General features: G+C 61.6%; 21 protein-coding genes. 7 read left to right on the plus strand and 14 right to left on the minus strand.

Going from position 1 to position 25,662, the window contains the following annotated elements:
* Positions 1 to 559: 559 nt before the first annotated feature.
* From ACIPL2_RS02790 to ACIPL2_RS02825, 8 genes are all read right to left on the minus strand, one after another.
* Positions 560 to 1,702: an acyl-CoA dehydrogenase family protein gene (locus ACIPL2_RS02790; protein ID WP_401352785.1), complete on the minus strand. Its 1,143-nt coding sequence runs from the start codon at positions 1,700 to 1,702 to the stop codon at positions 560 to 562.
* A complete protein-coding gene (locus ACIPL2_RS02795) occupies positions 1,699 to 2,904 on the minus strand; it encodes an acyl-CoA dehydrogenase family protein (RefSeq protein WP_401352787.1) in 1,206 nt (401 codons plus the stop codon). Before ACIPL2_RS02795 ends, ACIPL2_RS02790 begins: the two co-directional genes overlap by 4 nt.
* 66 nt (positions 2,905 to 2,970) lie before the next feature.
* Positions 2,971 to 4,140, minus strand: coding sequence for an acyl-CoA dehydrogenase family protein (locus ACIPL2_RS02800; RefSeq protein ID WP_401352789.1), 1,170 nt, complete (start codon positions 4,138 to 4,140; stop codon positions 2,971 to 2,973).
* A 10-nt stretch (positions 4,141 to 4,150) separates the two neighbouring features.
* Positions 4,151 to 5,329 (minus strand): lipid-transfer protein, encoded by a 1,179-nt coding sequence (locus ACIPL2_RS02805; RefSeq protein WP_401352791.1) that lies wholly within the window; start codon positions 5,327 to 5,329, stop codon positions 4,151 to 4,153.
* Positions 5,330 to 5,346: 17 nt separating this feature from the next.
* Positions 5,347 to 5,766 carry a MaoC family dehydratase gene (locus ACIPL2_RS02810; protein WP_401352792.1) on the minus strand — a complete coding sequence of 140 codons (420 nt, stop codon included), beginning with the start codon at positions 5,764 to 5,766 and terminating at the stop codon, positions 5,347 to 5,349.
* Positions 5,738 to 6,871 (minus strand): acyl-CoA dehydrogenase family protein, encoded by a 1,134-nt coding sequence (locus tag ACIPL2_RS02815; RefSeq protein ID WP_401352794.1) that lies wholly within the window; start codon positions 6,869 to 6,871, stop codon positions 5,738 to 5,740. The genes ACIPL2_RS02810 and ACIPL2_RS02815 overlap by 29 nt, the downstream gene beginning before the upstream one ends.
* A 12-nt stretch (positions 6,872 to 6,883) precedes the next feature.
* On the minus strand, positions 6,884 to 7,852 hold the full coding sequence (locus tag ACIPL2_RS02820; RefSeq protein WP_401352795.1) for a bifunctional MaoC family dehydratase N-terminal/OB-fold nucleic acid binding domain-containing protein: 969 nt from the start codon (positions 7,850 to 7,852) through the stop codon (positions 6,884 to 6,886).
* Positions 7,853 to 7,908: 56 nt separating this feature from the next.
* Complete coding sequence (locus ACIPL2_RS02825; protein WP_401352797.1) at positions 7,909 to 8,694, minus strand: SDR family oxidoreductase; 786 nt, start codon at positions 8,692 to 8,694, stop codon at positions 7,909 to 7,911.
* A gap of 141 nt (positions 8,695 to 8,835) precedes the next feature.
* Between ACIPL2_RS02825 and ACIPL2_RS02830 the strand changes: the two genes are divergently transcribed.
* Positions 8,836 to 9,621 carry an enoyl-CoA hydratase gene (locus tag ACIPL2_RS02830; RefSeq protein WP_401352799.1) on the plus strand — a complete coding sequence of 262 codons (786 nt, stop codon included), beginning with the start codon at positions 8,836 to 8,838 and terminating at the stop codon, positions 9,619 to 9,621.
* Between the two features lie 112 nt (positions 9,622 to 9,733).
* On the opposite strand, the gene ACIPL2_RS02835 is transcribed toward ACIPL2_RS02830, so the two are convergent.
* From ACIPL2_RS02835 to ACIPL2_RS02855, 5 genes are all read right to left on the minus strand, one after another.
* Positions 9,734 to 10,516, minus strand: coding sequence for an SDR family oxidoreductase (locus ACIPL2_RS02835; RefSeq protein WP_401352800.1), 783 nt, complete (start codon positions 10,514 to 10,516; stop codon positions 9,734 to 9,736).
* Positions 10,513 to 12,210, minus strand: a complete 1,698-nt coding sequence (locus ACIPL2_RS02840; protein WP_401352802.1) for an FAD-binding protein — start codon at positions 12,208 to 12,210, stop codon at positions 10,513 to 10,515. Before ACIPL2_RS02840 ends, ACIPL2_RS02835 begins: the two co-directional genes overlap by 4 nt.
* An 8-nt stretch (positions 12,211 to 12,218) precedes the next feature.
* Positions 12,219 to 13,928 (minus strand): FAD-dependent oxidoreductase, encoded by a 1,710-nt coding sequence (locus ACIPL2_RS02845; RefSeq protein WP_401352803.1) that lies wholly within the window; start codon positions 13,926 to 13,928, stop codon positions 12,219 to 12,221.
* A gap of 232 nt (positions 13,929 to 14,160) precedes the next feature.
* Positions 14,161 to 15,729 carry an amidase gene (locus ACIPL2_RS02850; protein WP_401352805.1) on the minus strand — a complete coding sequence of 523 codons (1,569 nt, stop codon included), beginning with the start codon at positions 15,727 to 15,729 and terminating at the stop codon, positions 14,161 to 14,163.
* 132 nt (positions 15,730 to 15,861) lie between these two features.
* Positions 15,862 to 17,325 (minus strand): coniferyl aldehyde dehydrogenase, encoded by a 1,464-nt coding sequence (locus ACIPL2_RS02855; protein WP_401353350.1) that lies wholly within the window; start codon positions 17,323 to 17,325, stop codon positions 15,862 to 15,864.
* Positions 17,326 to 17,495: 170 nt separating this feature from the next.
* Here ACIPL2_RS02855 and ACIPL2_RS02860 point away from each other — a divergent pair, with 170 nt between their 5' ends.
* The 6 genes from ACIPL2_RS02860 to alaE all read left to right on the plus strand — a co-directional run bounded on the left by ACIPL2_RS02860 (position 17,496) and on the right by alaE (position 25,197).
* Positions 17,496 to 18,479 carry a flavin reductase gene (locus ACIPL2_RS02860; protein ID WP_401352807.1) on the plus strand — a complete coding sequence of 328 codons (984 nt, stop codon included), beginning with the start codon at positions 17,496 to 17,498 and terminating at the stop codon, positions 18,477 to 18,479.
* 17 nt (positions 18,480 to 18,496) lie between these two features.
* Positions 18,497 to 19,804, plus strand: coding sequence for a spinster family MFS transporter (locus ACIPL2_RS02865; RefSeq protein ID WP_401353352.1), 1,308 nt, complete (start codon positions 18,497 to 18,499; stop codon positions 19,802 to 19,804).
* Positions 19,805 to 19,945: 141 nt separating this feature from the next.
* Positions 19,946 to 20,548, plus strand: coding sequence for a TetR/AcrR family transcriptional regulator (locus ACIPL2_RS02870; protein ID WP_401352809.1), 603 nt, complete (start codon positions 19,946 to 19,948; stop codon positions 20,546 to 20,548).
* A gap of 131 nt (positions 20,549 to 20,679) precedes the next feature.
* Complete coding sequence (locus ACIPL2_RS02875; protein ID WP_401352811.1) at positions 20,680 to 21,129, plus strand: hypothetical protein; 450 nt, start codon at positions 20,680 to 20,682, stop codon at positions 21,127 to 21,129.
* Between the two features lie 328 nt (positions 21,130 to 21,457).
* A complete protein-coding gene (locus ACIPL2_RS02880) occupies positions 21,458 to 24,658 on the plus strand; it encodes a glycogen debranching N-terminal domain-containing protein (protein WP_401352813.1) in 3,201 nt (1,066 codons plus the stop codon).
* 77 nt (positions 24,659 to 24,735) lie between these two features.
* On the plus strand, positions 24,736 to 25,197 hold the full coding sequence (gene alaE / locus ACIPL2_RS02885; protein WP_401352814.1) for an L-alanine exporter AlaE: 462 nt from the start codon (positions 24,736 to 24,738) through the stop codon (positions 25,195 to 25,197).
* A gap of 35 nt (positions 25,198 to 25,232) precedes the next feature.
* Here alaE and ACIPL2_RS02890 read toward each other — a convergent pair whose 3' ends face one another.
* Entirely contained in the window at positions 25,233 to 25,631 is a 399-nt protein-coding gene (locus ACIPL2_RS02890; protein WP_401352816.1) for a DUF5329 domain-containing protein, read from the minus strand.
* Between the last annotated feature and the right edge of the window lie 31 nt (positions 25,632 to 25,662).

Here is a 25,662-nt window from a genome sequence, read left to right on the forward strand (position 1 = left end):
TGGCAGGCCAGCTCCCACAAGGGATTGAGTCGTGCTCAGGTGTTGCGTCCCCGCCGAATAACCTGTGGGAGCGAGCCTGCTCGCGATGAGGCCGGCGCAGCCAACATCTGCATCGCCTGACACTCCGCCATCGCTGGCAGGCCAGCTCCCACAAGGGATTGAGTCGTGCTCAGGTGTTGCGTCCCCGCCGAATAACCTGTGGGAGCGAGCCTGCTCGCGATGAGGCCGGCACATCCAACATCTGCATCGCCTGACACTCCGCCGTCGCTGGCAGGCCAGCTCCCACAAGGGATTGAGTCGTGCTCAGGTGTTGCGTCCCCCCGCGATACCTTGTGGGAGCGGGCTTGCCCGCGAAGAGGCCGGCACTTCCAACATGTTCTTTGCCTGACACTCCGCCATCGCTGGCAGGCCAGCTCCCACATGGGATTGAGTCGTGCTCAGGTGTTGCGCCCCCGCCGAATAACCTGTGGGAGCGAGCCTGCTCGCGATGAGGCCTGCACTTTCAACATCTGCATCGCCTGACACTCCGCCATCGCTGGCAGGCCAGCTCCCACAGGGCCTACGCGTTTTCCAAATAACGCTGGCAATGGAAGTCCCGATCACCGAGGCAGCTCTGGGCGACGCGTACGCGCTTGAGGTACAGGCCAACATCCAGTTCGTCGGTCACGCCGATACCGCCGTGCATCTGCACCGCTTCGTTAGCCACCTTGATCGCGGTGTCGCCAGCCTTCCATTTCGCCAGGCTGACCAGCCCTGCTCGCGTGCGGGCATCGACGCTGGCGTCATCCAGGGTTGCCAGCGCGGCCATCAGGGCGCTGCGACTCAGCGCCAGGTCGACGTACATTTGCGCGGCACGGTGTTGCAGCACCTGGAACGTGCCGATCGGCGTGTCGAACTGCACGCGGGTCTTGAGGTATTCCAGCGTGGTGTCGAACAACTGCTCGGCCATCCCCAGCAACTCCGCCGCGAGGCAAGCGCGGCCACGGTCCAGCGCGGTTTCCAGCGCGGTCCAGCCGTCATCCAACGTACCCAGCAGTGCTTCACTGCCCAACTGCACCTGTTCCAGTCGCAGACGTGCACTGTTGCGCGAATCGATCAACGGCAAGGCGCTGACAGTCAAACCCTGCGTATCGGCCGGTACCAAAAACAGGCTGACGCCCTGCGTGTCGCCCGGCTGTCCGGACGTGCGCGCCGCCACCACATAAGCTTCGGCGCCAAGACCATCGACCACCCAGTACTTGTCGCCGTGCAGGCGATAGCCCTGCCCCTCGGCCTTCGCCTCAAGGGCAATGTGGCTCGGGTCGTGACGCGAGCGTTCATCCACTGCCAGCGCCAGGCGTTGCTCGCCGGCGATCACCGCCTGCAGCCAGTGCTTCTGTTGCGCCGCACTGCCCGCCAGATGCACCAGCGAACCACCGAGCACAACGCTGGACAACAGAGGCGTTGCCGACAGATTGCGGCCCATGGATTCGAAGATCGGCCCAAGGCCCTTGCAGCCGAAATCCAGACCACCGAAGTCTTCGGGAAAAGGAATCGCGCTCCAGCCCAACTCCACCGCGTCACGCCACAGGTGTGACTCGAAACCCAGCGTCACTGCGTCATCGCGTAAACGCCGCTGGGCACTGACCGGGCTGCGGGCGGCGAGAAAATCCCGGGCGCTGTCAGCCAGCAAACGCTGTTCATCGCTATAACGCAGGCTCATGGGGTGACTCCTTTTTTAGCGTCGGGCAAGCCCAGCACGCGCTTGGCAATGACGTTGAGTTGGATCTCCGACGCGCCTCCGGAAATGGTCAGCGCGTAGCTGTTCAACCAGGCGCGGGTGATCGCCAGTTGCTGCTCGCTGAACACCGTGCTCTGCCAGCCGAAGGCATGCCCGCCCATGGCATCGAGCAGCACTTCGAACTTGTCCCGTTCCTGCTCGGTGTGCACCAGTTTCATGATCGACATCAGGCCACCGATGTCATCGCCGGCCCGCGCCTCTTCACCCATGCGCTGCACGGTCAGGTTGTAGGCATGCTCGTTCATCGCACAGGCCGTGGCCCGCGCCTGCAACGCGTGTTCGCTCTGGCTCTGGGGCGCCGGTACGTACTCGCGCATCAGCGCCAGCAGGTCGAAATGCGACGGCAGGCTGAACTCGCCGAATTTCGACATCGCCTTGCGCTCGTGCTGCAACAGGTACTTGGCCAGGTTCCAGCCGCCGTTCAGCGGGCCGATCAATTGGCTCTTGGGTACTTTCACGCCATCGAAGAACACCTGGCAGAACGCCGATTTGCCGCTGATCAAATCGATCGGCTGCGGCGCAACACCGGGGCTGCGCATGTCGAGCACGATCAGGCTGATGCCCTCGTGTTTCGGTGCGCTGAAATCGGTGCGAACCAGGGCATACATCCAGTCGGACTTGTCGCCGTAGGAGGTCCAGATTTTGCTGCCATCCACCACGAAATGATCGCCGGCATCACGGGCCGCCATCTTCAGGCTGGCCAGGTCAGACCCGGCGTTCGGCTCGGAAAAACCCTGGCACCAGCGCACTTCACCGCGGGCGATGGGCGGCAGCAGATCGCGCTTCTGTTGCTCGCTGCCGAAGGCCAGCAACACCGGCCCGAGCATCCAGATACCGAGGTTGATTTGCGGTGGCCGGCACTTGATGCGGCGCATCTCGCTTTCCAGCACCGCCAGTTGCTCGTCGCTCAAACCGGCGCCGCCGTATTCCTCAGGCCACTCAGGGCAGAACCAGCGTTTGTCGCGCATGCGCTCGAACCACAGGCGTGCGTCTTCGCAAGGAAATTGCGGGTTCTGGCTGCCCCACACCACATCACCTTCAGCCATGCCGGTGCGCATCGACGCCGGACAGTTGGCCTCCAGCCAGGCACGGGTGTCATGCCGGAATTGCTCGATAGTGCTCATGAAAGTCACCTTCGACCCGCCCCGCAAACGGGGGCGAGTACGGTTTTTGTTGTTGATGGACGAGCGTCAGCGTTGCGTGCGCGGCATGCCGAGGCCGAACTGGGCGATCAACTCGCGCTGGATTTCATTGGTGCCGCCGCCAAAGGTCAGGGTCGTTGCCGAGCGCAATTCGTACTCCAGATCACCCTGCAACAGCGTCGCCGCCGAACCGCTGCGCATCGAACCATTGGCACCGACGATTGCTGCCAGTTTGCGCAGGATCTCGATGGCCGATTCCGAGCCGAAGACCTTGGTGGTCGAGCTCAGCGCGACGCTCATGCGGTCGAGCTCGAGGTCGGCGGCAATGCGCATGTTGATCAGGCGCATCGCTTCCAGGCGGGCATAACACTCGGCCAGCGAGCTACGCACCCAGGCTTTATCCATCGCCCGCCGGCCCTGTTCATCGCTTGCTCGGGCCCATAGGTAAACCCGACGAAACAGCGCCACGACTTTGTCCGACCAGGTGCCCAGGCCCAGACGCTCGTGGTTCAGTTGCGAGGTGATCAGCTTCCAGCCGCCGTGCAATTCGCCCACCAGCATCTCGTTGGGCACCCGAACGTTGTCGTAGTAGGTGGCCGCCGTCGGGTTGCCTACGGTGCGAATCAGGGTGTGCGAGAAGCCCGGTGTCTGGGTGTCGACGATCAGCAGCGAAATACCTTTGTGTCGCGCCTGGGTTGGGTCGGTGCGGGCCGCCAGCCAGACGAAGTCGGCGGATTCGGCGCCCGAGGTCCACAGCTTGTTGCCATTGACCACAAAGCCTTCATCGTCCTGGCGGGCGCTGGTTTTCAGCACCGCCAGATCGCTGCCGGCATCGGGCTCGGAATAACCGATGGCGAACATGATCTCGCCCGCGGCGATCCCGGGCAGGAAACGCTCTTTCTGCAGTTCGCTGCCATGGGCCATCAAGGCCGGGCCGACGGTGCTGATGGTCACAAACGGCAACGGCGCGCCGGCGATGTTGGCCTCTTCGAAGAAGATCAACTGCTCGGTGGCGGCATAACCCTGGCCGCCATGGGCCTTGGGCCAGCCGACCGCGAGCCAGCCGTCGCGACCCATCTGGCGGATGGTCTGGCGATACAGCTCGCCGCCTTCCTTGCCGCGCAGTTCGTCGCGCATGGCGGGGGTCATCAGGGCCTGGAAATAGTCCCGCACCTTGTGGCGCAGGGCATGTTGTTCGGGAGTGAGGTCGACGAACATCTGCTGCTCCTTAGGCTGCGCCGAGAATCAGGCCGCTGGTGGGTACGCCGGTGCCGGCGGTGACCAACACGTTCTGCACATCCGCGACTTGGTTGACTGCCGTACCACGCACCTGGCGCACCGCTTCGGCGATGCCGTTCATGCCGTGGATATAGGCTTCGCCCAGTTGCCCGCCGTGGGTGTTGATCGGCAATTTGCCGCCGCGAGCGTGGTGCCCGGCGCGGATGAATTCCTTGGCCTCGCCGCGCTTGACGAAACCGAACTCCTCCAGCTGCGGCAATACGAACGGAGTGAAGTGGTCGTAGATAATCGCCGTCTGGAAGGCGTCCGGGCCCAGGCCCGACTGGCGATACAGCTCACGGGCGACCACGCCCATTTCCGGCAGCCCGGTGATGTCCTCGCGGTAGAACGAGGTCATGCTCTGCTGGCCATGGCTGATGCCCTGGGAGCCGGCCTTGATGGTCACCGGTTTCTGCCGCAAGTCGCGGGCGCGCTCGGCCGAGGTGATGACCATCGCCACCGCACCATCGGATTCCTGGCAGCAGTCGAGCAAGTGCAGCGGTTCACAGATCCAGCGCGAAGCCTGGTGTTCTTCCAGGGTGATCGGCTTGCCGTGGAAAAACGCCTGGGGGTTGGTGGCGGCGAAATCCCGTGCCGCCACCGCCACCCGGCCGAAGTCTTCACTGGTCGCGCCATAGGTGTGCATGTAGCGCTGGGCAAACATGCCGACCCAGGCTGCCGGCGTATGGAAACCGTGGGGCATGTACCAGCCGTAGTTGACGTTGTCGAAAGTCGGCGTCGAGGCGAAGCCGTAGCTGCCGGTACCGAAGCGATACCACGACCGCTCGTTCATGGCGCGATACACCACCACCACTTTCGCCACCCCGGTGGCCACCGCCATTGCCGCGTGCATCACCGGTCCGCAGGCCGCGCCGCCGCCATGGGGCACCTGGGAGAAGAACTTGACGTCCTTGCACCCCAGTAGACGCGCAATTTCGTATTCCGGGACCTTGTCCACCGAGTAAGAGCTGAAGCCCTCGACCTCGCTCGGGTCGATGCCGGCGTCCTTTAGAGCACTCAAGGTGGCTTCCATGGCCAGGCGCAGTTCGGTGCGTCCGGAGTTCTTGGAAAATTCGGTTGCGCCCAGGCCAACGATCGCGGCGCGCCCGGAAATCGATGAATCAGTCATCTGTGTCTCTCCGGCTGTCAGGGCAGGACCAGCGCGACCGTGCCGGTCACGTGGTTGCCCATGGAATTTTTGCCGCTCAAAGTGATTTCCACCGAGCGGGTGTCCGCCTCAACGCCGGTGACGCTGCCGCTGAAGGTCATGCAGTCACCGGGATAATTCGGTGCGCCGAGCTTGATTTTCAGCGCGGTGAACTGCGCCAGCGGCCCGGCCCATTGCTCGATGAATCGCTGCACCAACCCGTTGGTGGTGAGGATGTTCATGAACACATTGGGCGAACCCAAGGCACGGGCCGCGTCCGCGTCGTGGTGACCGGGGAAGTAATCACGGGTCGCAATCGCGCCACCGTTGATCAGGGTCACTGTGATCGGTACGGCAAGCTCCGGCAGTGCTTCGCCGGGGCGCACGTCTTCAAAGCGCTTGGTGTTCTTCGAGGTCATATTTCCATCCCAGCTTGTCGTTATCGTTGAGCCAGTCGCCCAGGCGTTCCAGGTTTGCCGCCGAGCCACCCAAGGCAAGGCTCAAGCCACGGCTCCAGTAGAGAAAACGGTGGATCGGGTACGTCAGGTCGACGCCGATGCCGCCATGCACGTGTTGTGCGACATGGCCGATGCGGTGCCCCGCTTCGCAGGCCAGCCACGCGGTGGCCAAGGCCTCGCTCGGCGCAGGCAGGTTGGCGTCGATGCGATAGGCCAACTGCCACAGCGCGGTGCGCAAGGCTTCGACGGCGATGTGGGTGTCGGCCATGCTCATTTGCACGGCCTGGAAGCTGCCGATGCTGCGTTCGAACTGCCGGCGTTCACTGACATAGGCCACGGTGCGGCGGATCTGCTCTTCGCTGACGCCCAGTTGCAGCGCGGCCAATGCCGCTACGCTGCGAAGCTCCAGCCAGTCGACGGCCTCGGCGGGCAACAGCGCTGTGGTATTCACGATCAAGTTCTGGATATGCAGATCGGCCACGGCTTCGCCGTGGGTCAGCACCGCAGAAACCCGTCGGATTTCCGCGGCTGCCAGGTCCAGCACGAGCAGGCGCGGCTGGCCCTCGACCTGCACCAGCACCAGTGCGGCTTGAGCCTGATCGCCCTGGGACAGCGCCGCGACCCGGCCATTGATCGACCAGCCTCCGGCAGTCGCCAGCGCATGCAGCTCGATGCCCAGCGCACTGTTCAAGCCATCGACAGACAGGCTCAACAGCGCCTCACCGGACGCGGCCAGGGCGATCCATTGCGTATGTTCGATGGCGCCGAAACGCGCCAATGTCGCGGCGGCCAGTTGATGGCGCCACAACGGCACTTGCGCCAGGGCTTTGCCCTGGGCCTGCAGCACCAGCATCAGTTCGGTCATGCCCAGGCCGCTGCCGCCGTGTGCTTCGGGAATGGCCAGGGCTTGCAGCCCGGTCTCGATGCACAGCGTCCAGAGGGGCGCCATCATCGGCTCGCCGCTGGTGTCCCACTGACGCATGTAATCGTCATGGCAATGGTCGACAAAAATGCCGTCGGCCATCTGCGCAATGGCGCGCTGGTCTTCGCTCAATTCGAAATCCATAGTGACTGGCTCCTACGCGTCTACCGGCCGAAACAAAGGCAGGGTCTGCTGGTCGTCGAAGGTCTGGAACTCGACCTGCAGGCGCTGGCCGATCTGTATGTGCTCGCGCTCGATCCCGACCAGTCCGGCGATCAGGCGCACGCCCTCCTCCAGCTCGATCAGGCCGATGGGGTTGGGGTAATCGAACGGCGGCACCTCGGGGTAATGCATCACCACGAAGGAATACAATGTGGCGCGGCCGCTGGCCTCAAGGGTGTCCCAGTCGAAGCTGTGACACTGGATGCACACCGGGGCTGGCGGATGGCGCAGGGTTTGGCAAGCGCTGCAACGCTGGATCAGCAACTGGCCCTTGGCGCAGCCTTCCCAGAAGAACCGCGTGTCATCGCTGACGCCCGGCAATGGACGCTTGGGCGCTGCCGGCGTGGTGTCGACCTTGGCCGGCGCCTGGGCATTGGCCGCGCGGAACTTGAACACGCGAAACAGCAACTGCCCCACCGGCTCGTCACCCCCGGCTTTTTCGACAAAATGGCTCATCACCAGGGTGACGAAAAAACCCGTCCCCAGGGCGGTGGTTTTCTCATCGCCGACCGAATCTAGGCGTGTGGTGTAGTAAAGCTTTTCCCCCAGACGCACCGGGCGGGTAAAACTCAGCTCGGAGTTCACCGCCACGGTGGAGGCATAGCCGTAGGCTTCCATTTCCTTGAGCACCTCGTAAGGGTTCTCGTCGGTGGAGCCCGGCGGATAGTTGTTGGCGTGCAGGCCTTCCATGGTCCAGACCTGCAACATCGCAGGCGGAGCAATCAGGCCCTCATGTTGGGTACCCAGGGCAAAAGCACTATCGGTGTACAGCGGGTTGTCCACGCCCATGACTTCGCACCACTGGCGAATCATCGGGGCATTGACCTCGTCCCAGGCATACACGCGGCCGTACTCGCGCCCCACCGGGGCGCGCACATTGGATAGCAATTGTGGATCAGCCAAAGTCGTCTCCTTCACATTGAAGGCGGCCACCGAACCCGGTCGCCGCAATAGGTCGATCAGGTGGGCAGAACCTGCGCAGCACCGAGGAACGCCGGGCGTTCACCACCGCCATGCAGCAACAGGTTGCAACCGCTGGCGTAACTGGCCAGCGGTGAGGCGATGTAAAGACAGGCGTTGGCAATGTCTTCGGCCACCGCCATTCGTGCAGCGGGAATGCCGGCAGATACGGCGGCGATACCCGCCTCCGTGCCGTAGTGCAGATGCGCCTGCTCGGTCAGCACCAGCCCCGGACTGACCGTGACCACCCGCACCTTGGGGCCCCACTCCACCGCCAGCGATTGCACCAGCGCCAGCACCCCGGCCTTAGCCGCGCCGTACGCGGCGGTGCCAGGCGAGGAACGCAGCGCACTGATGCTGCCGATGAAGACGATGCATCCGCCCTGCACCTGTGCCTGCATCAGCCGGTTGGCGTGCTGGGCGACGTTGAGCGGTGCGATCAGGTTCAGGCCGATGATGCTTTCATGAAACCTTGGCGAGGCCGTGGCGGCATCGGCGGCGGGGCTGCCCCCGGCGTTGTTGATCACCACGTCGAGGCGCCCGAAATCACGCTCGATGGTGGCGAACAGTCGTTGCAGGGAATCGTGGTCACGCACATCGGCGGCAATGAAAGTGGCACTCTTGCTACCCAGTATCGGCACCCGTTCAGGTTCGCGCCGAGCACAGACGATCACACGTGCGTTGGCGGCCAGAAAACCCAGCGCAATACCCGCGCCGATGCCCCTGGTGCCACCGGTGACCAGCACCACCTTGCCGCTGTAATCAAGACCTGAATGCAGCTCCATCATGTGCTCCTTTTCTACTGACAAGGGTCACTCTAGGGACGAACCGCAGGCCAAACTACGTCTGAACGGACGATGAAAATTCAACCGCGCGAACAGGACACTGGCGGCCACTCACACGTTTTCCGGTCTTTGAGAATGCCCATGTCCGACTCATCCGCTGCATCGGTTCTGCTCGAACATCCACTGCCGGGGGTGGCCCTGCTGCGGCTCAACCGCCCACAGGCGACCAATGCCCTGAGCCTGGAATTGCAGGCGCTGCTGTCGCGGTATTTCACTGAACTGGGCGTTGATCCCGAAGTGCGTTGCATCGTGCTGACGGGCGGTGACAAGGTTTTCGCCGCCGGGGGCGACATCAACAGCATGGCTGGAGTCGGTGCCATCGATATCTACAAGCGCCACACCGAGCGGGTCTGGGGGCCGATCCAGCATTGTCCGAAACCGGTCATCGCTGCGGTCTGCGGCTACGCCTACGGCGGCGGCTGCGAACTGGCGATGCACGCCGACTTGATCGTCGCCGGCCGCAGCGCGCGCTTCTGCCAACCGGAAATCCGCATCGGCATCATGCCCGGCATCGGCGGCACCCAACGGCTGGTGCGGGCCGTGGGCAAGGTCAAGGCGATGCGCATGGCACTCACCGGCCAACCGATCAGCGCCGAGGAAGCCTGGGTGGCCGGGTTGGTCAGCGACCTGGTGGACGATGATCAAGTGCAATCCCATGCGCTGGAGCTGGCACGCGTCATCGCCGCGATGCCGGCCCTGGCCGCCGAGCAGATCAAGGAAGTGATCCTGGCCGGCATGGACGCCCCGCTGGAAACCGGCCTGGCCCTGGAGCGCAAGGCCAATGCCCTGTTGTTCGCCTCGCGGGATCAGAAGGAAGGCATGCAGGCGTTTATCGAGAAGCGCCCGGCGCGGTTTGAGGGGAACTAGGCAAGGTAACCCTGTGGGAGCGAGCCTGCTCGCGATGGCGCCGGCACATTCAACATCGTTGCTGGCTGGCCCCAATCGCTAGCAGGCTAGCTCCCACAGGGGTTTTGTGACCTCAGATACTCATCACCATCTGCCCACTATCGATGCGCAACTCGACGCCATTGATCGCCCGTGACTCATCGCTGGCCAGGAACAGTACGCTGGCGGCGACGTCTTCCGGCAGGCACATGCGGTTCATCGGGTCGCTGTCGATCGTCAGCCGGTTCGGGTCGACGCCTTCCGGAAAACCACCGCGCGTCATGTCGGTGAGCACGCCATCGGGGTGCAGGGTGTTGCAACGGATGCGGTATTTGCGTCGCCTGCAAAACGCCGCCACCGAACGTGACAACGCCGCCACCGCACCCTTGGAGGCGCTGTAGGCCAGGTAGTCGTCGCGCGCGGCAAGCGCAGCGATGGACGACAGGTTAATGATCGAACCGCCGCGCTCCTTCATCAACCCGAGGCTTTCGCGACAGCCGAGGAACACGCTGTCGGCATTCACCCGCATCATTTTGTGCCAGTCCGCCAGCGTGGTCTGTTCAATCGAGCCGCCGATCAGAATGCCGGCGTTGTTGACCAGAATATCCAGGCGAGCGTAGCGCTCACGCACCTGATCGATGACCTGGCGCCATTGCTCTTCACTGCTGACATCGTGGCGAATAAAACTCGCAGACGGGCCAATTTGCGCCGCCAGCGCCTGGCCTGCCTCGACGTCCAGGTCGCTGATCAGCACCTGGGCCCCTTCGGCCGCCAGCATCCGCACACTGGCAGCGCCGATACCCTTGGCGCCGCCGGTGACCAGCGCGACCTTGCCGCAAACACGCCCGTTCGGGTTGTGGTGATTCTGGGTCATCATGTCATCTCGTGAGTGTGGGTCGGTTGCGGTTGCAAGTGTTGTGGACGGGCGACGGCGGCGCCAGCACGACGACCGGAGAACACGCAGTCGGCCAGGGACAAACCACTGATGTACAAGTGCGAAGGAATCCCCAGGGCAGTGCGTCCGGCGGCGTACAGGCCACTGATGGCCCGGCCCTGTTGGTCCAGCACCGCGCCGCTGCGTTCATCCACGCGCAAGCCGCCCAGGGTCAGCGCCCCGAGGGGAAACACGGGGTTGGTGACGGAAATGTCGCAGGCATAAAACGGCCCGTTCTCCAGCACCTGGCGTCCGCCCGCGGATTTGCCGAACGGCTCCGGTGCCTCGCCACGGGCGGCGGCATTGGCTGCCAGCACCGAGGCGCGCAGCACGGCGGGATCCATCCCGGTCGCAGCGGCCAACTCGCTGAGGCCCTTGCCTTTGCGCACCTTAAACAGCATCAGTGCCAACGCCGGAAAACTCTGGAACCACCAATAGCCGCCGAACAACGCCTCGCCAATGGCCTTCTTGCGCAACGGCGCATCCAGCACCAGCCAGGCCTTGCCGCCCTGCTCTTCCATCAACGGTTGGCCGAGGGTGGCGCCGTAGACTTCTTCATTGCAAAAGCGCCGGCCCTCGCGATTGACCACGATGCCCTTGTGCCAACTGTACGGCGGGTTGATGAAGCGCCATGCCGACACCCGTTCCAGTCCGCCACCCTGTCCGCCGACGCTGGTCCCCAGACGCAGGCCGCTGCCATCGCAACCCGTAGCACCGACCTTGAAGTTGCGGCGGAATTTCGGTGCGTGCTGTTCGATCAGTTGGCGATTGAAGATGAAACCGCCGGTGCTGAGGATCACGCCATTGCGCGCACGAACCAACCGTGGCCGGGCGAAGTCCAGCTCGAGCTGGCTGACTTTCTGCCGAAGTTTCTTGCAGTAGCCGGCCGCAAAGTTTTGCAAGCGTTCGGCGCGGGCGGCCAGACGGGCATGCAGTCGAGCCTCTTTGCTGCCGTCGCTGAGGCACCACAATTCGACGCCCAGCACCTGGCCCTGAGCATCGACCACCAGCCGTCGCGCCGCCGCCTGCAACAGCGGTCGCACTCCGGCCTTCAAGCACGCCGCCTTGAGATGGGTATACAGCACTGCGCCGCACTGGCCCTTGCCCACGGTGCGATGGCCTCGTGGTGCCGGGGCCAATGGGCCGCCGTGATCGGGCACCAGTTCGTTGCCCGAGTAATAGAGGAAATAGCCATCGGGCGGGTACGAGGTCTTGCCACCCGGTGGCATCTGATGCGCGTAGGGCGCACCGTGGCTTTCCAGCCACTCGAGATTGCTCACGCTGTCGGCACAAAAACGCCGCAGGGTGTCGTCGCTGACCACCCCCTGGGTTTCATGCTTGAGGTAATCGAACATGGCTTCGGGACTGTCGTTGAAACCCGCCGCTTGTTGATGACGGGTACCGCCACCGGCGTACACCACCCCGCCGCTCTTGGCACTGGCGCCGCCACCGGTAAACCGATCGGCAATCAGCACATCGGCGCCCTGGGCACTTGCCTCCAGCGCAGCGCACGAACCGGCTGCGCCCCAGCCGACGACCAGCACGTCACAGTGTTCGTCCCAGACCATGCTGTTAGCGTCGAACACTTGCAGCGGCGGCAGCACTTCGGTGCTGGGGATGTTATCGGGCATGGACATGCAACCTCCTATCGCTGACTGGCGAGATGGTTGGCGGCGACATAGCCGAAAGTCATTGCAGGCCCGAGGGTGCCGCCAGCGCCTGGATAGCTGGTGCCCATTACCGAAGCCGAGCAATTGCCGATGGCGTACAGCCCGGCGATCGCAGTGCCGTCGTCGCGCACCACCTGGGCGTGCTCGTTGGTCAGCAGGCCGCCCTTGGTGCCGATGTCCCCGGCGTCCAGGCGCAGGGCATAGAACGGGCCTTTGCGCAGTGGCGCCAGGCAAGGGTTGGGCTTGACGTTGCAATCGCCGTAATAACGGTCGAAGACGTTGCCGCCACGGGCGAAGTCAAGGTCCACGCCCGTGCGTGCGTAGTCGTTGACCTTGGTCACGGTAGCCTCCAGGCCGACGCTGTCGATGCCGATCTGCCGGGCCAGGTCGGCCAGGGTGTCGGCCTTCCAGTACAGGTTGTTGAGCCACTCCTTGCGCAGGCGGCTGTCGGGCATGACCTGGCCCGGCATCAATGGCCCCATGGCGTAGTTGAAGCGGAAATGCGCATCGAAGATGCACCAGGCCGGCACCGACTTGCCGGCGGAGAACTGGTTGTCGCGGTGCATGGCATCGACGAATTCCAGATAGGGGGCGGCTTCATTGACGAAGCGCTGGCCTTGACCGTTGACCACGATGGCACCGGGGAACGCCCGTTCAGCGAAGATTCCACGGGGTTTGTCTTCGCCCGGAACGGCGATGGTCGGCGCCCACCAGGCCCAATCCAACAGCGCGGTGGCCGCGCCCTGGGCCATGCCGGCTTCGAGTGCCGCGCCGGTGTTGTTGCCCGGCGGTGTCGCGCTCCAGGTCTTGCGGGTCGGCTTGGGCAGGTAACGGTCACGCAGCGCCTGGTTTTGTTCGAAGCCACCGGAGGCAAGGATCACCCCATGGCGTGCATGCAGTTGCAACTCCGTGCCGTCGCGCTGAACGATGATGCCGCTGACCCGCCCGTTGTCGGTGATCAGCCCGGAAAAATCGGTGTTGAGCCAAAGCGGCACGTTGCGATCCATCAGCGAGCGGCGCAAGGAAGCGACCAACGAACTGCCCAGGGATGCTCGGCGATCCATTTTGCTTTTACGCCGCCATTTAAAATCCAGCTTGTAGCGCAGCATCAGTTTCATGATGAGCAGGCGCCAGCCAAAGCTTCGCGCCATGGCCTTGTGCGCGTCGCGCGCAGTCCAGGCGATGCACCCCATCAGCAGCGTCGAAGGCGACGGCTTGCGCAAGTTCACCAGTTCATCGCCCAACAGGCTGGTGTCGAATAATTCCGGATCGAGCGTCCGGCCACCGGCCAGGGCACCCGGCAGGTGCGGATAGTAATCGGGGTATTTGGCCGCCACCGCATAGCGCACCCGGCTGATGCGGGTGAGCGCCTCGATCATCTTCGGTGCGTTGTCCAGATAGGCACGCAGGCGCGTCTCGGCGACATGCTCCCCCGCCGCCGCTTGCAGGTAGGTCAGGGCCGTGGCGTAGCTGTCGTTGCCGCTCATGCGAGCGAAGTAGTGGTTGTTGGGGATCCAGATACCGCCGCCGGAAATCGCCGAGGTGCCGCCGTACTGATTGCTTTTCTCCACCACCAGCACGCTGAAACCCTGATCGGCGAGGAACACCGCCGAAGTCATCGCACCTGCGCCCGAACCGACGACGATCACGTCGTATTGGGTCTGAGACTGAACTTGAGCCGTCATTGTTGTTATGCCATTAGCTGAGGTCAGGAAAAACCGCCGACTACGCAGGGTGCGCTGGCGGAGTGCAGCCCATGATCAGGGCTGCGCGGGGATGGGTTCATCGTCAAAGTGGACTAGGGGAAAGGATGTCTTGCAGGAGCGAGGCTTGCCCGCGAAGAACGATGCTGCGGCACAGCAGGTGCACCGTGGCGCATCGTTCGCGGGCAAGCCTCGCTCCTACGGCGCAGTGACGTTACAGGGTGGCGTGCCGTGCGGCCCAGGGGTGGGCCTGTTCCAACTGGCTGGCCAGGCGCACCAGCACGTCTTCGCCTCCCAGGCGAGCGGTGAACATCATGCCCACCGGCAAACCCTCATCGCTCTGGCCCAGCGGTAGAGAGATGGCCGGTTGGCCGCTGACATTGGCGATCACGGTGAAGCCGGCGCTGCCCATCGCATGGTGGGCGTAGCTGTCCCAAGGCTGGTCCAGGGACAACAGACCCAGTTTCGGCGTCAAGCTGCCAGTGACCGGAGACAGGATCACGTCGAAGCGTTCGAAATACTGCTCCATCGTCGCGCCGATATTCTCGAAAGACTGGCGCGCGCGGTACAGGTCCTCGCCGCTGGTGCCCTTCGAACGCTCCAGGTTGACCAGGGTGATTTTCTCCAGATCCTGTGCCGTCGCAGCCCGTCCGAGTAACTGCTCGCGGTCGTGAATCTGCGCCCGCAGTGCGGTGCCGAGCACCAGGCCATGGGCACCGAACAACTGCCGCGGATCGACGTTCAGCGTCAGTTCCTCGAGCTCGTGCCCAAGGGCTAGAAGTTGCTTGATGGTTTGCTCGAGGGTGGCGGCAATCGCCGGCTCTAGCGGGGCACCGGTCAGCGACTGGCGCACCACGGCCACGCGCAATTTGCCCGGCTCGCGCTGCAACTCTTCCACGTAGGGGCGCACCACCGGCGCGCACCAATACGCGCTGCCCGCTTCATGGCCTTGCCCGGCATCGAGGAACAACGCGGTATCGCGCACCGTACGCGACACCACGTTGGCTACGCTGGCACCAAAGGAACCTTCGAAATGCAGGGGGCCGCTCGGGGTGCGATAGCGGCTGGGCTTGAGCCCCACCACGCCACAGTACGACGCCGGAATACGGATCGAACCGCCGCCATCGGTGGCATGCGCCACAGGCACGATCCCTGCCGCCACGGCAGCGGCCGAGCCACCGGAGGAACCACCGGCGCTCATGGCCAGGTTCCACGGGTTACGCGTCTGGCCCCAGGCCAGGGATTCAGTGGTGGTGGTCAAGCCAAACTCGGGGCTGGCGGTCTTGCCGAACGGTACCGCACCGGCCTGCTCGTAGCGACTGATCAGGGTGCTGGTGCGGGCGGCGGGCGGCGAGTCCTTGAACATTCGGCTACCGTTGCTGGTGATGGTGCCTTGCAACGAGGTGTTGAGGTCCTTGAACAGCAATGGCACACCCGCCAAGGCACCCTGACGATGGCTACCGCTGGCGCGACGCTGGGCCAGCAATTTGCGCGCATAATCTTCATGCAGCATGTTCACGGCATTGACCTTGGGATTAACCTCGTTGTAGCGGGCCAGCGCCGCCGCCAGCAGGTCTTCGGCAATCAAATCGCCGCTGCGGATCGCCTGGCTCATGGCCCAGGCATCCATGGCCAGGTAGTCGCTGGTTGAAAGTCCCGCGGCACGCGCGTCGGCAAAACGTCCCAGAAGGCCGACGCCAAAAGCCACGGCACCGGCCTTGAGCACGCTGCGGCGCGGCCAGCCGGTGGTGGAGTTCAGAGGTACGTTTTCGTGGTTATCCATGGTAGTGATCGCGCCGTTTTTGTGGGTGATTAGAGTATTCAGGTCCTGCATCCTGCGGGCGATTCTATGTTGCCCTGCTCGGTAACGACCCTGGCGATGGTGGGACGCAGAGCACCGCCGCCATCGCTGGAATCAGTCGCAAGTGACCCCGGCCAGCATGGCCGCCAGGTAGTGCTCGCCATAGGGCGGCAGCAAGCCCCACTCGCGGCGCGGGTCGTGGGCCGGGGCCTTGAACACCGTGCGCATGTGGCTGAATTCGAGAAACCCTTCGCGGCCATGGTAATGCCCCATGCCGGACGCGCCGACACCACCAAACGGCGCATCATGGAGCGCTGCGTGCATCATCACGTCATTAAGGGTGACGCCACCGGACAAGGTATGTTCCAGCACGTGACGCTGTTCGCTGACATCTTCGCCGAAGTAATAAAGGGCCAGTGGACGTGGCCGGGCATTGATGTCAGCGATCACCTGGTCGAGGTCGTCATAGCTCAGCACGACCATGGCCGGACCGAAGATCTCCTCGTCCATGATCAGGCTGTCCGGGGCCGGATCCACCACCACCCGTAGCGGACGGCGACGGTCCCGCGTCTCTACAGCCAGAGGCTCCGGCACGCACTCGATGCGCGCCCCGCGCACCTTGGCATCCACGATCAGGTCCTCGACCCGCTCAAGGTGGCGCTGGTTGACCACCGCCACCACGTCCGGGTTGCCGGCCACTGTCGGATTAAGATCGCGATAGGCGTTGCGCAACGCAGCAAGGAACGGTTCGAGCGCTGCCCTGGGCACGTACACCAGGTCCGGGTTGATACAAATCTGCCCACCATTGCTGGCTTTGCCTGCGGCTATGCTGAACGCGGCCTTGTTCAGGTCTGCACCGCGCGAAACAATCACCGGCGACTTGCCGCCGAGTTCCAGGGTCACCGGCACCAGGTTTTGCGCCGCGTTGCTCATCACTCGCCGGCCTATCGCCGTGCTGCCGGTAAAGACCAGGTGGTCGAAGGGCTGGCTGCTGAAGGCTTCGCCGAGCTGCGGCCCACCGTTGACCACCGCCACCACCGTTGGATCAAGGTGTTCAGCGCACAGACGCGCTATCAGCTGCGCGGTGCGCGGTACGACTTCGGAAGGTTTGAGAATGGCCCGGTTACCGGCCGCCAGGGCCGACGCCAGCGGACTGAACAGGGTGTACAGCGGCGCGTTCCAGGTGCCGAGAATGCCCACCGTGCCTTTTGGCTGGTACATGACCCAGGCCGTGGCACCAAGTTGATCGTAGGGAGCGAACACCTGCCGCGGCTCATCCTGCATCCACGCCTGCAAATGGTCACGGGCATGCTTGAGCGAAGCGAGGGAACCGAGCACGTCATTCATCAATGAAAACCCGGCTGGCCGCCCGCCAAAGTCCTGGTCGATGGCCGTGGTCAATGCCTCATGGTGATGGACCAACAGGTCGATCACCTGCTGGAGTCGCTGTCGGCGGGTGTCGGCACTGACACTACCGGCGCCGGCAAAGGCGCTTTTTTGGCGCGCCAGCAGGCTGGAAAGATCCTCGACGCTAGACGTGGCTGAACTCATTGTTATCCCCTTGCAGGTTGGCTCGATGGCCGTTGAGCGCCCGATGCGCCTGCCGCCACCCTAGCCTCGGCGACCGTTGCGGCGCCTCGTCCAATCGGACGAGGCGCCGCATTGGCGTTAGTCCGTTGAGACGATGTTCAGGGTCTGCAAACGCCCAATACTGGCCATACGAAAATCCCCACTCCATGAGGCCAGTCATGGCAATGCAAAACTTAAGTTTCGATCCCCAGGCATTTCGTGCCGCACTCGGCACGTTCACCACTGGGGTCACGATTATCACCACCCAGACCGAAGACGGTTCTCCGGTGGGCATCACCGCCAACAGTTTCAACTCGGTGTCGCTCAACCCGCCGCTGGTGCTCTGGAGTCTCTCCAAGCAAGCACGCAGTCTGCCGATCTTCAGCAGCGGCAAGCATTGGAACGTTCATGTGCTGTCCACGGAGCAGGAGACCCTGTCGGGACGTTTCGCCACTCAGGGTGAGGACAAGTTCGCCGAAATCGAATTGGACAATGGCATCAGCGAGGCACCGCTACTGCAAGATTGCACGGCACGTTTCCAGTGCCGCACGGCATTCCAGTACGAAGGCGGTGACCACGTGATCTTTGTCGGTGAGGTACTCGCCTTCGATCACAGCGACCGCGCGCCGCTGGCGTTCCAGAGTGGCCAATACGCCCTTGCCACTCGCAAGCCACGCAGCGAACTGCGACTGGCTACCACCCCGCCGCCACCGGAGTGCAGCTACACCGAGGACTTGCTCGGTTACCTGCTGGGGCGTGGGCACTATCAGGTCTTGAACGTCCTGCGGCAGCTACTGAGCAGCCAGCAACTGGACGAACAGACGTTTTTTGTTCTATCGATTTTGTGCATCCGCGACAACCTGAGCCTTGAGGAAATCAACACCTTCGTTAACTACACCGGCCGCGAAGTCACGCTGGCCAGCATGCGTTTTCTCGAACGCCAGCGCTTGGTCGCGTTCGAGGGCCCGGCAGACTCGTTACGGTTTGTCCTCACGGCTCAAGGCCGCGAGGTTTCACTGCATCAATTGGCATTGGCCAAGGCCGTGGAGGAAGACCTCTCGGTCAAGCTCGGCGCGGCCGACGCGCAGGCTTTGAAGGTCTTGCTCAAGCGCCTGATCGTCGTGAGTGACCCCGGCCTGCCTGATCTGTGGGCGCCGCGGTGACTGCCCGCGCAGATTTATTGTCACCGGCCAGGGTCGGCTGGGGCAGCCACGGCTTGCTAATGCTGCTGGCCTTGGTGTTTGCCGACAACTTCGTCGGGCGACAAATACTGGCTGTCATGGTCGAACCGATCAAATCCGAATTCGCGGTCAGCGACACCGCCATCGGGTTGATCTCGGGATTGGCGTTCGCGGCGGTCTATGCCCTCATGGGGTTGCCAGCAGGCCGGCTGGTGGACCGCATGCCGCGGATACGCCTGTTGGCCATGTCGTGCCTGCTCTGGGCGGTGGCAACAATGGCTTGCGGATTGGCCGGCAGTTTCCTTGCGCTGGCCATTGCGCGCATGCTGGTTGCAGTCAGTGAGTCGCCGACAACGTCGGCTTCGCTGTCATTGATCGCAGACCTGTATCCACCACAACGACGCTCATTCGCCATCAGTTGTTTTACCGCCGCACCGACCTTTTCCTCGATCATCGGTTTAAGTATCGGGGCCTGGGTGGTGGAGCACTATGGCTGGCGCAGTGCGTTCGTTGCCCTCGGCGTGCCGACGCTCGTGTTCAGCGCCATCCTGGCCTTTGTCGTGCGCGATCCGCAGCGTGGTCGTTGGGACCTTTCGCCACACACCCATACGCCGCCCGCGCTGCTGGGCATGGGCGCTGAAGCGCGCAAGCTCTGGGCGTTGCCGGCCTATCGGTGCCTGATCCTCGCGGGCGGCCTGACCACGCTCAGCGCCTATGCCATCGGCATGTGGAACACCAGCTTCCTGGTGCGCTCCCACGGCTTGTCATTGCAACACGCGGGATTGCTGGCCGGGGTGATCTGCGGCACTTCGGCCGGAATCGGTGGTTTGTTCAGTGGCTGGTTGAGTGACCGCCTGTGCCGTCGCAATCCACACTGGCAAGTTTCGATTCCGATCTTCGGACACGTAGCAGCCCTCTGTGCGCTGATCCCCTATCTGCTCTGGTCCGACGCCTTGTTGGTACGCCTGGCCGATGTGACGATTCCAACCGCCATGCTCTGGTGCGCGCTTTATTCGTTCTTTGCCGTCTGGTGGGTCGCCCCCTCTTACAACCTCGTCACCCAACTGGTGCCCGCAGGTCGACGCGGTACCGCTATGGCTTTACAAACCATTGTCAGCACATTGCTCGGGGTCGGTATTGGGCCACTCATAACCGGCTTGTTCAGCGATATGTTGTTTCCAATGTTTGGCCAGGAATCACTGAGGTATGCCCTGCTCCTGGTAAACCTGCCGGTCATTTGCGCAGTGCTATTACTGATGCGCACTGCGAACCATGCGTCCCGAACGGATTATCGCCACGCGCCTTAAGTTGAGCTTAGTGCAAGCGTAAAAAGACTTTTGTTCTGCGCTTTGCGGCACACGCGTGTTCGGTCATGTAGGCATGAACGAACCCGCTTCCACTCATAACGCGAGCAAGCCCTCTCTGCTCTTCCCTGTGGATGACACGACATGCCCATTTCCACCTTATCGACCCATACACTACAGAGCGCTCGCGATCGAATTCTCGATAATGCGGCGGAACTCTTTGCCACTCGCGGCTTTCAAGCAGTCGGCCTGCGAGATCTGGCAAGCTACCTGGGGTTGCATGCCGGATCGCTATACCATCACTTCGAAAACAAACAGGCCTTGTTGTTCGAACTGATAGAGTCTGGCTTATTGAATCTATTACAGGAGACGAAGCAGCAAATTAAGAACAAACGGAAGCCTTGCGAGCGACTCCATTTATTCATTCGAGCTTTCGTCGCATTTAACGCTAATGAAAAACATACGCTGACGTTGATTACCCGTGAGTTTGCGAACCTTAATGAAGAACAGCAGGCTCGGATTATTCAGCTGAAAAACAGATACTCAGCGCTTTTAAGTGCTGTTCTTGTTTATGGGCGCAATGGCGAAGAAAAAATCAATGGCGACCTCTGCCCGCTCACACAGACCGCCGTCATCATTCTGTTTGGACAATCGCATTGGTATACCTCTGAAACCACCGAGCAACAACTCGCTACAACACTGACGACTCTTTTTACGTGCCTGATTGACGCCCACAACAGCGTCTAAATAAAAGTTCATATTCGCCGTGCATTCCGTGAGCTACTCAACCACCCATCAGTTCAATCCCGCAGACGGGACAAGCCACTAAACTTCACAAGGGGGACGCAATCAACGCACCTCAATGCAGGAGATCTGTGATGAACAGAACATCTTGGCTGGCGTTGGTAGTAGCGGCAGGAGCGATTTCAGGTTGCGCGAGCAACACCGGGATCGTGGATGTCCCCTTGCAGGCTACCCCACAAAACGCCGAGCATATCGCTCGAGCCAACCTTAGCCCGGTGGGCAATCAAACCAGCATCAGGTTCACCATCGGTGGCCTGCCCCCTGACTTGGCCGTACCTGGCCGCCTTGACACGGCCATCTATGCTGGCTCGTGCCAGCACTTAAGCGCACAACCGGTGTACAAAACCCACCAGGCCAACAGTGTCGATTATCCATCGTTAGCGCCGCGAACCCGGTATTGGGCTCAGGCACCGGTGCCGCTCAACGAGCTGATTCACGGTGAATATGCCTTGCTCGTTCGCACCAGCCCGGCGGACGGCAACCGCCCTGTTTTCTGTGGAAACATCAGCGCTGGCCAGGGATGAATCCGGTCGATGCCGGTCTCAAGCGGATCGTCAAAACCGTGGACTGAGTGGCGCAAGCTCAGAGCACCTACGCGCTAACAGATCAACAGTGAAGCCTTTTAAAAACCAACGTGTTGGCAAACTTGCCGACCGCTGTCAGGCTCGCCCAGGTCTGCACCGCTTCGCGCCACCCACTTACTAAGCGACCAGTGAACGCTGAAGGCGTCATATCGAATTGAACTGTCACGGTGGGCGTACCATCAATCGTGGATAAAGCGAGCAAAGGGATGTGCAAGAAGCTACGGCACAGGAGGCTTATTCATTCGACTCAATAACGGAGATTATCTCCATGAGGATCGCTCAGATTGCGCCGCTTACCGAATGCTGTCCGCCACGCCTTTACGGCGGCATTGAGCGGATTGTTTCCTACCTGACTGAAGAACTGGTTCGGCAAGGGCACGATGTAACGCTCTTTGCCAGCGGTGATTCACAAACTGCGGGACGCCTGGAGCCAGGGTCGCAGCGAGCCTTGCGCCTGGATCCGGGGGTCAAGGATCCGGTTCCGCATCACATCCTGATGCTGGATCAAGTGATCAGACAGGCCGATCAATTCGACGTAATGCACTTTCATGTCGACATCTATCATTTTCCGTTAATTCGTCGCTTGGCCGGCCGCAGTGTCACCACGCTGCACGGACGTCTGGATATCGCAGACTACCAATCGTTTTACAGCCATTTCCCTGAAGTACCGCTGGTCTCGGTTTCAACAGCCCAGCGCGAGCCATTGATAGGTAACGTCAACTGGACGGGCAATGTTCATCACGGGATTCCAGCCGGTCTTTTGGCGTTCACCCCTGAGCCCAAAGGCGACTATCTGGCTTTCCTGGGCCGTATTTCCCCCGAAAAACGTCCGGACCGCGCCATCGAAATTGCCACCAGGGCGGGTCTGCCGTTGAAGATCGCGGCCAAGGTAGACAAGGCGGATCAGGCTTACTGGGACAATGTCATTGCCCCGTTGATCGCTAAGCATCCGAACGTCGAATTTATCGGCGAGATCGATGATCATCAAAAAGCCGATTTTCTTGGCAATGCCCGCGCGTTGATTTTCCCCATCGATTGGCCTGAGCCGTTTGGTCTTGCGATGATCGAAGCCATGGCATGTGGGACGCCGGTCATTGCTTTTCGTCATGGCGCAGTGCCGGAAGTGATTGATGACGGGGTGTCCGGTTACATAGTTGACGACATCGAGGGCGCGGTTGCGGCTATCCAGCGGCTGGAAGCCGTTGATCGTCGCAAGGTTCGGGCCGCGTTCGAGCAACGGTTCACGGTCGAGTGCATGACCAACCATTACCTGGAGCTTTATCGTCATTTGACGACCGGCCACACGACGGGTCAACCCAACACACCTTTCGATGTTCCCGCCTCCGCGTCGTTGCAAGAGCTGCGCTTACGCACCCTTAAACATAACGATACTTTTGCGATATTCGACCCTAATGGGGATGTACTCGTTACAGAAGAAAGCCCGCAGGGGCTTTTCCATACCGATACCCGGCATCTGTCGGGGTTCTATCTGACGCTTAACGGTACGCGACCCCTGTTGCTCAGCTCCACGCTGCGTGACGACAACGCGATGCTCACTTGCGATCTTACCAACGCCGATCTGTTCAACGCCCAGGGCCAAAAAGTCCTGCACCATGATTTGATCCATCTGCGCCGCTCACGTTTTTTGTGGGAAGGATCATGTTACGAACGGCTAACTTTGCGCAATTTCGACGAATACCCACATCGCCTGCAACTCAGAATCCAATTCGTGGCCGACTTCAAGGATTTGTTCGAGGTTCGCGGTGCTCGGCGTCCGCAGCGCGGAGAGTCTCATCGGGCGGAAATCACGGGTGAGCAAGTCGTTCTCTCCTACACCGGGCTGGACCTCAAACGGCGCACCACCCGATTACGTTTTGACCCATTGCCAGCCAGTCTTTCGTGCGACCAGGCGCTGTTCGACATCGAATTGGCCCCCGGCCAAATCCAGTCATTGTTCATGGATATCAATTGCGGCGTGCAAAACCCACCCTATTCAGTGCGGCACGGGTTTTTCGTTTCATTGCGCGATGCCCGGCGCCAGTCACGCTCGTTTTCTTCGCGTGCAGCCTCGGTCGTGACGTCCCATGACGTGTTCAACGAGGCGGTGAGTCGAAGTGTTTCCGACCTTTATATGCTCATGACCGAAACCCCTCAGGGCCTGTATCCGTACGCCGGTATCCCTTGGTTCAGCACAGTCTTTGGGCGCGATGCTTTGATCACTGCGTGGCAGATGCTCTGGCTCGACCCTGGTATCGCCCGCGGCGTGCTAGGGCATCTGGCGGCTAATCAGGCGACGACCGTCGACCCTGGCGCCGATGCCGAACCCGGGAAAATCCTGCATGAGGTCAGGCTCGGGGAAATGGCAGAGTTGGGTGAGGTGCCTTTCCGGCGTTACTACGGCAGCATCGACTCCACGCCGTTGTTTGTAATGCTGGCCGCGGCCTACCTGGAAAGGACCAATGACCTGGATACACTCCGCCAACTCTGGCCCAACATCGAGGCAGCGCTGACCTGGATTGAGGAATACGGCGACCGCGACGGAGATGGTTTTGTCGAATATGGTCGGCAGTCCGCCGAGGGCCTGATCAACCAGGGATGGAAGGACAGCCACGACTCGGTGTTTCATGCGGACGGTCGATTGGCCGTCGGCCCGATTGCGATCGTTGAAGTGCAGGCATACGTCTATGGCGCCTTGAATGGTGCCGCGCAAATTGCACGACGCCTTGGCGAGCCGGATCGGGCTCTACATTTGAAAGAAAAGGCCCGACGTTTGCGCCAGCAGTTCGATGCGCACTTTTTCGACGAGGAACTGGGCACGTATGTCCTGGCACTGGACGGCAACAAGATGCCTTGTCGAGTGCGCACCTCCAATGCGGGCCATGCGCTGTTCGCCGGCATCGCGTACCGCAAACGTGCGCCATCGGTCGTGGCGGCGTTGATGGACCGCTCCTCTTTTTCAGGCTGGGGTGTGCGAACCGTCGCGTCCTCGCAGCCACGCTATAACCCGATGAGTTATCACAATGGATCCGTCTGGCCCCATGACAATGCCTTGATCGCGGCAGGGTTTGCCCGTTACGGTTTCCGTCAGGAAGCCGCGCGGATTTTCGAAGGGATTTTTGCCGCGTCCACGTACATTGATCTTCGACGGCTTCCGGAACTCTTTTGCGGCTTTCCCCGGCAGCGCACCCAAGGGCCGACATTTTATCCAGTCGCCTGCATGCCGCAGGCGTGGGCTGCTGCGGCACCGATTTCGATGATTCAGTCGTGCCTGGGACTTGGCTTCAATCCGGCGAAACGCAACATCATGTTTGACGAGCCGATACTTCCGGCATTTCTGGACACCCTCGCCATTCAGCATATGGCCGTGGGAGGGGAATCGGCTGATGTGATGCTGAGGCGTTCGGGGAAGACCGTTACGATCGAAGTCCTTAACCGTCATGGCCCCGTTCGGATCATGAGTACCAGTTAGAACGTTGAGGCGATGAGCGCAGTGCTTCCCCGCAGTCAGACTAAAACGGGCAGAGCCGCCATGACAGGAGGTGTGATGTGCTTCAACGCCTGCAACAGCCCACGCATCGGACTGCGTTTTTTGCAGACACCACTGCGCTGATCCTGTTTTTCACGACCACCGGCATCGTCAATGAACGTTTCATTGCTGGCATGACGTGGGATCAGGTCCTTCATGCTCGCCTTCTGGGAGCGGCCTTGATGGTTCCAGTCGCGAGACCTTACGGCCTATGGCGGGATTGGTTAATGAAGCGAGCCAGTCAGCGTCGGCTTTCCCTGTTGCTATGGGACAGTATTGCCCTCATCAGCTTCCAGGTGCCCCTCTATGCCGCGATCATTGCCTTCACGGGTGCATCGGCAGGCGGCCTGGTGCGCGGCACACTCGGCGCGGCCTTGATGATGCTCTTTCTGGGACGACCTTATGGAGCATTTCTTAATGGGGTACGGAAGCTGTTTGGCTTGCCGCCGGGGGGAGATAAGCCCATGTCGCTGAACAGCTGAATGGCCAACAACGGAAATCAGGAGTCTCTTCAAAGTCAATGAAGTTGCCGCTGCCTCTGTAGCTCCCTCTTCAACCAGGTGCTTGCCGGTTCTACGCCTTCTGAACATCGCACCTCGTAGGCGCGGCCACTCATACTACTTTTAGTGGCAGCAAGATCGATGAAATCTTCTGCGCTGTTCACCCTGTTCTTGCCTTTGAGATAATGCAGCTTCTTCTCCAGATGGGCTCGAGCGCGGGGACCTGGGTATTCGCTGCCATTGCGCACAAACTGACACTCACTGTGTTCGACAAAGTCCAGCAAGCCCTTTATCTCTTGAGTGGCTTGAGGTGTCGCTAAAACCTGCCCATGAGTGACGATTGCGACAAGGCTAATACCCGCAGCCATCGTCAATTGGCTGATAAACCGCGCTGTGCCACTTATCCCTATCAGCATGATTAATCCTGGCTCCGAACCTGAAATGAAT

Source organism: Pseudomonas sp. NPDC086251 (genome assembly GCF_044746405.1).
Taxonomy (GTDB): Bacteria; Pseudomonadota; Gammaproteobacteria; order Pseudomonadales; family Pseudomonadaceae; genus Aquipseudomonas.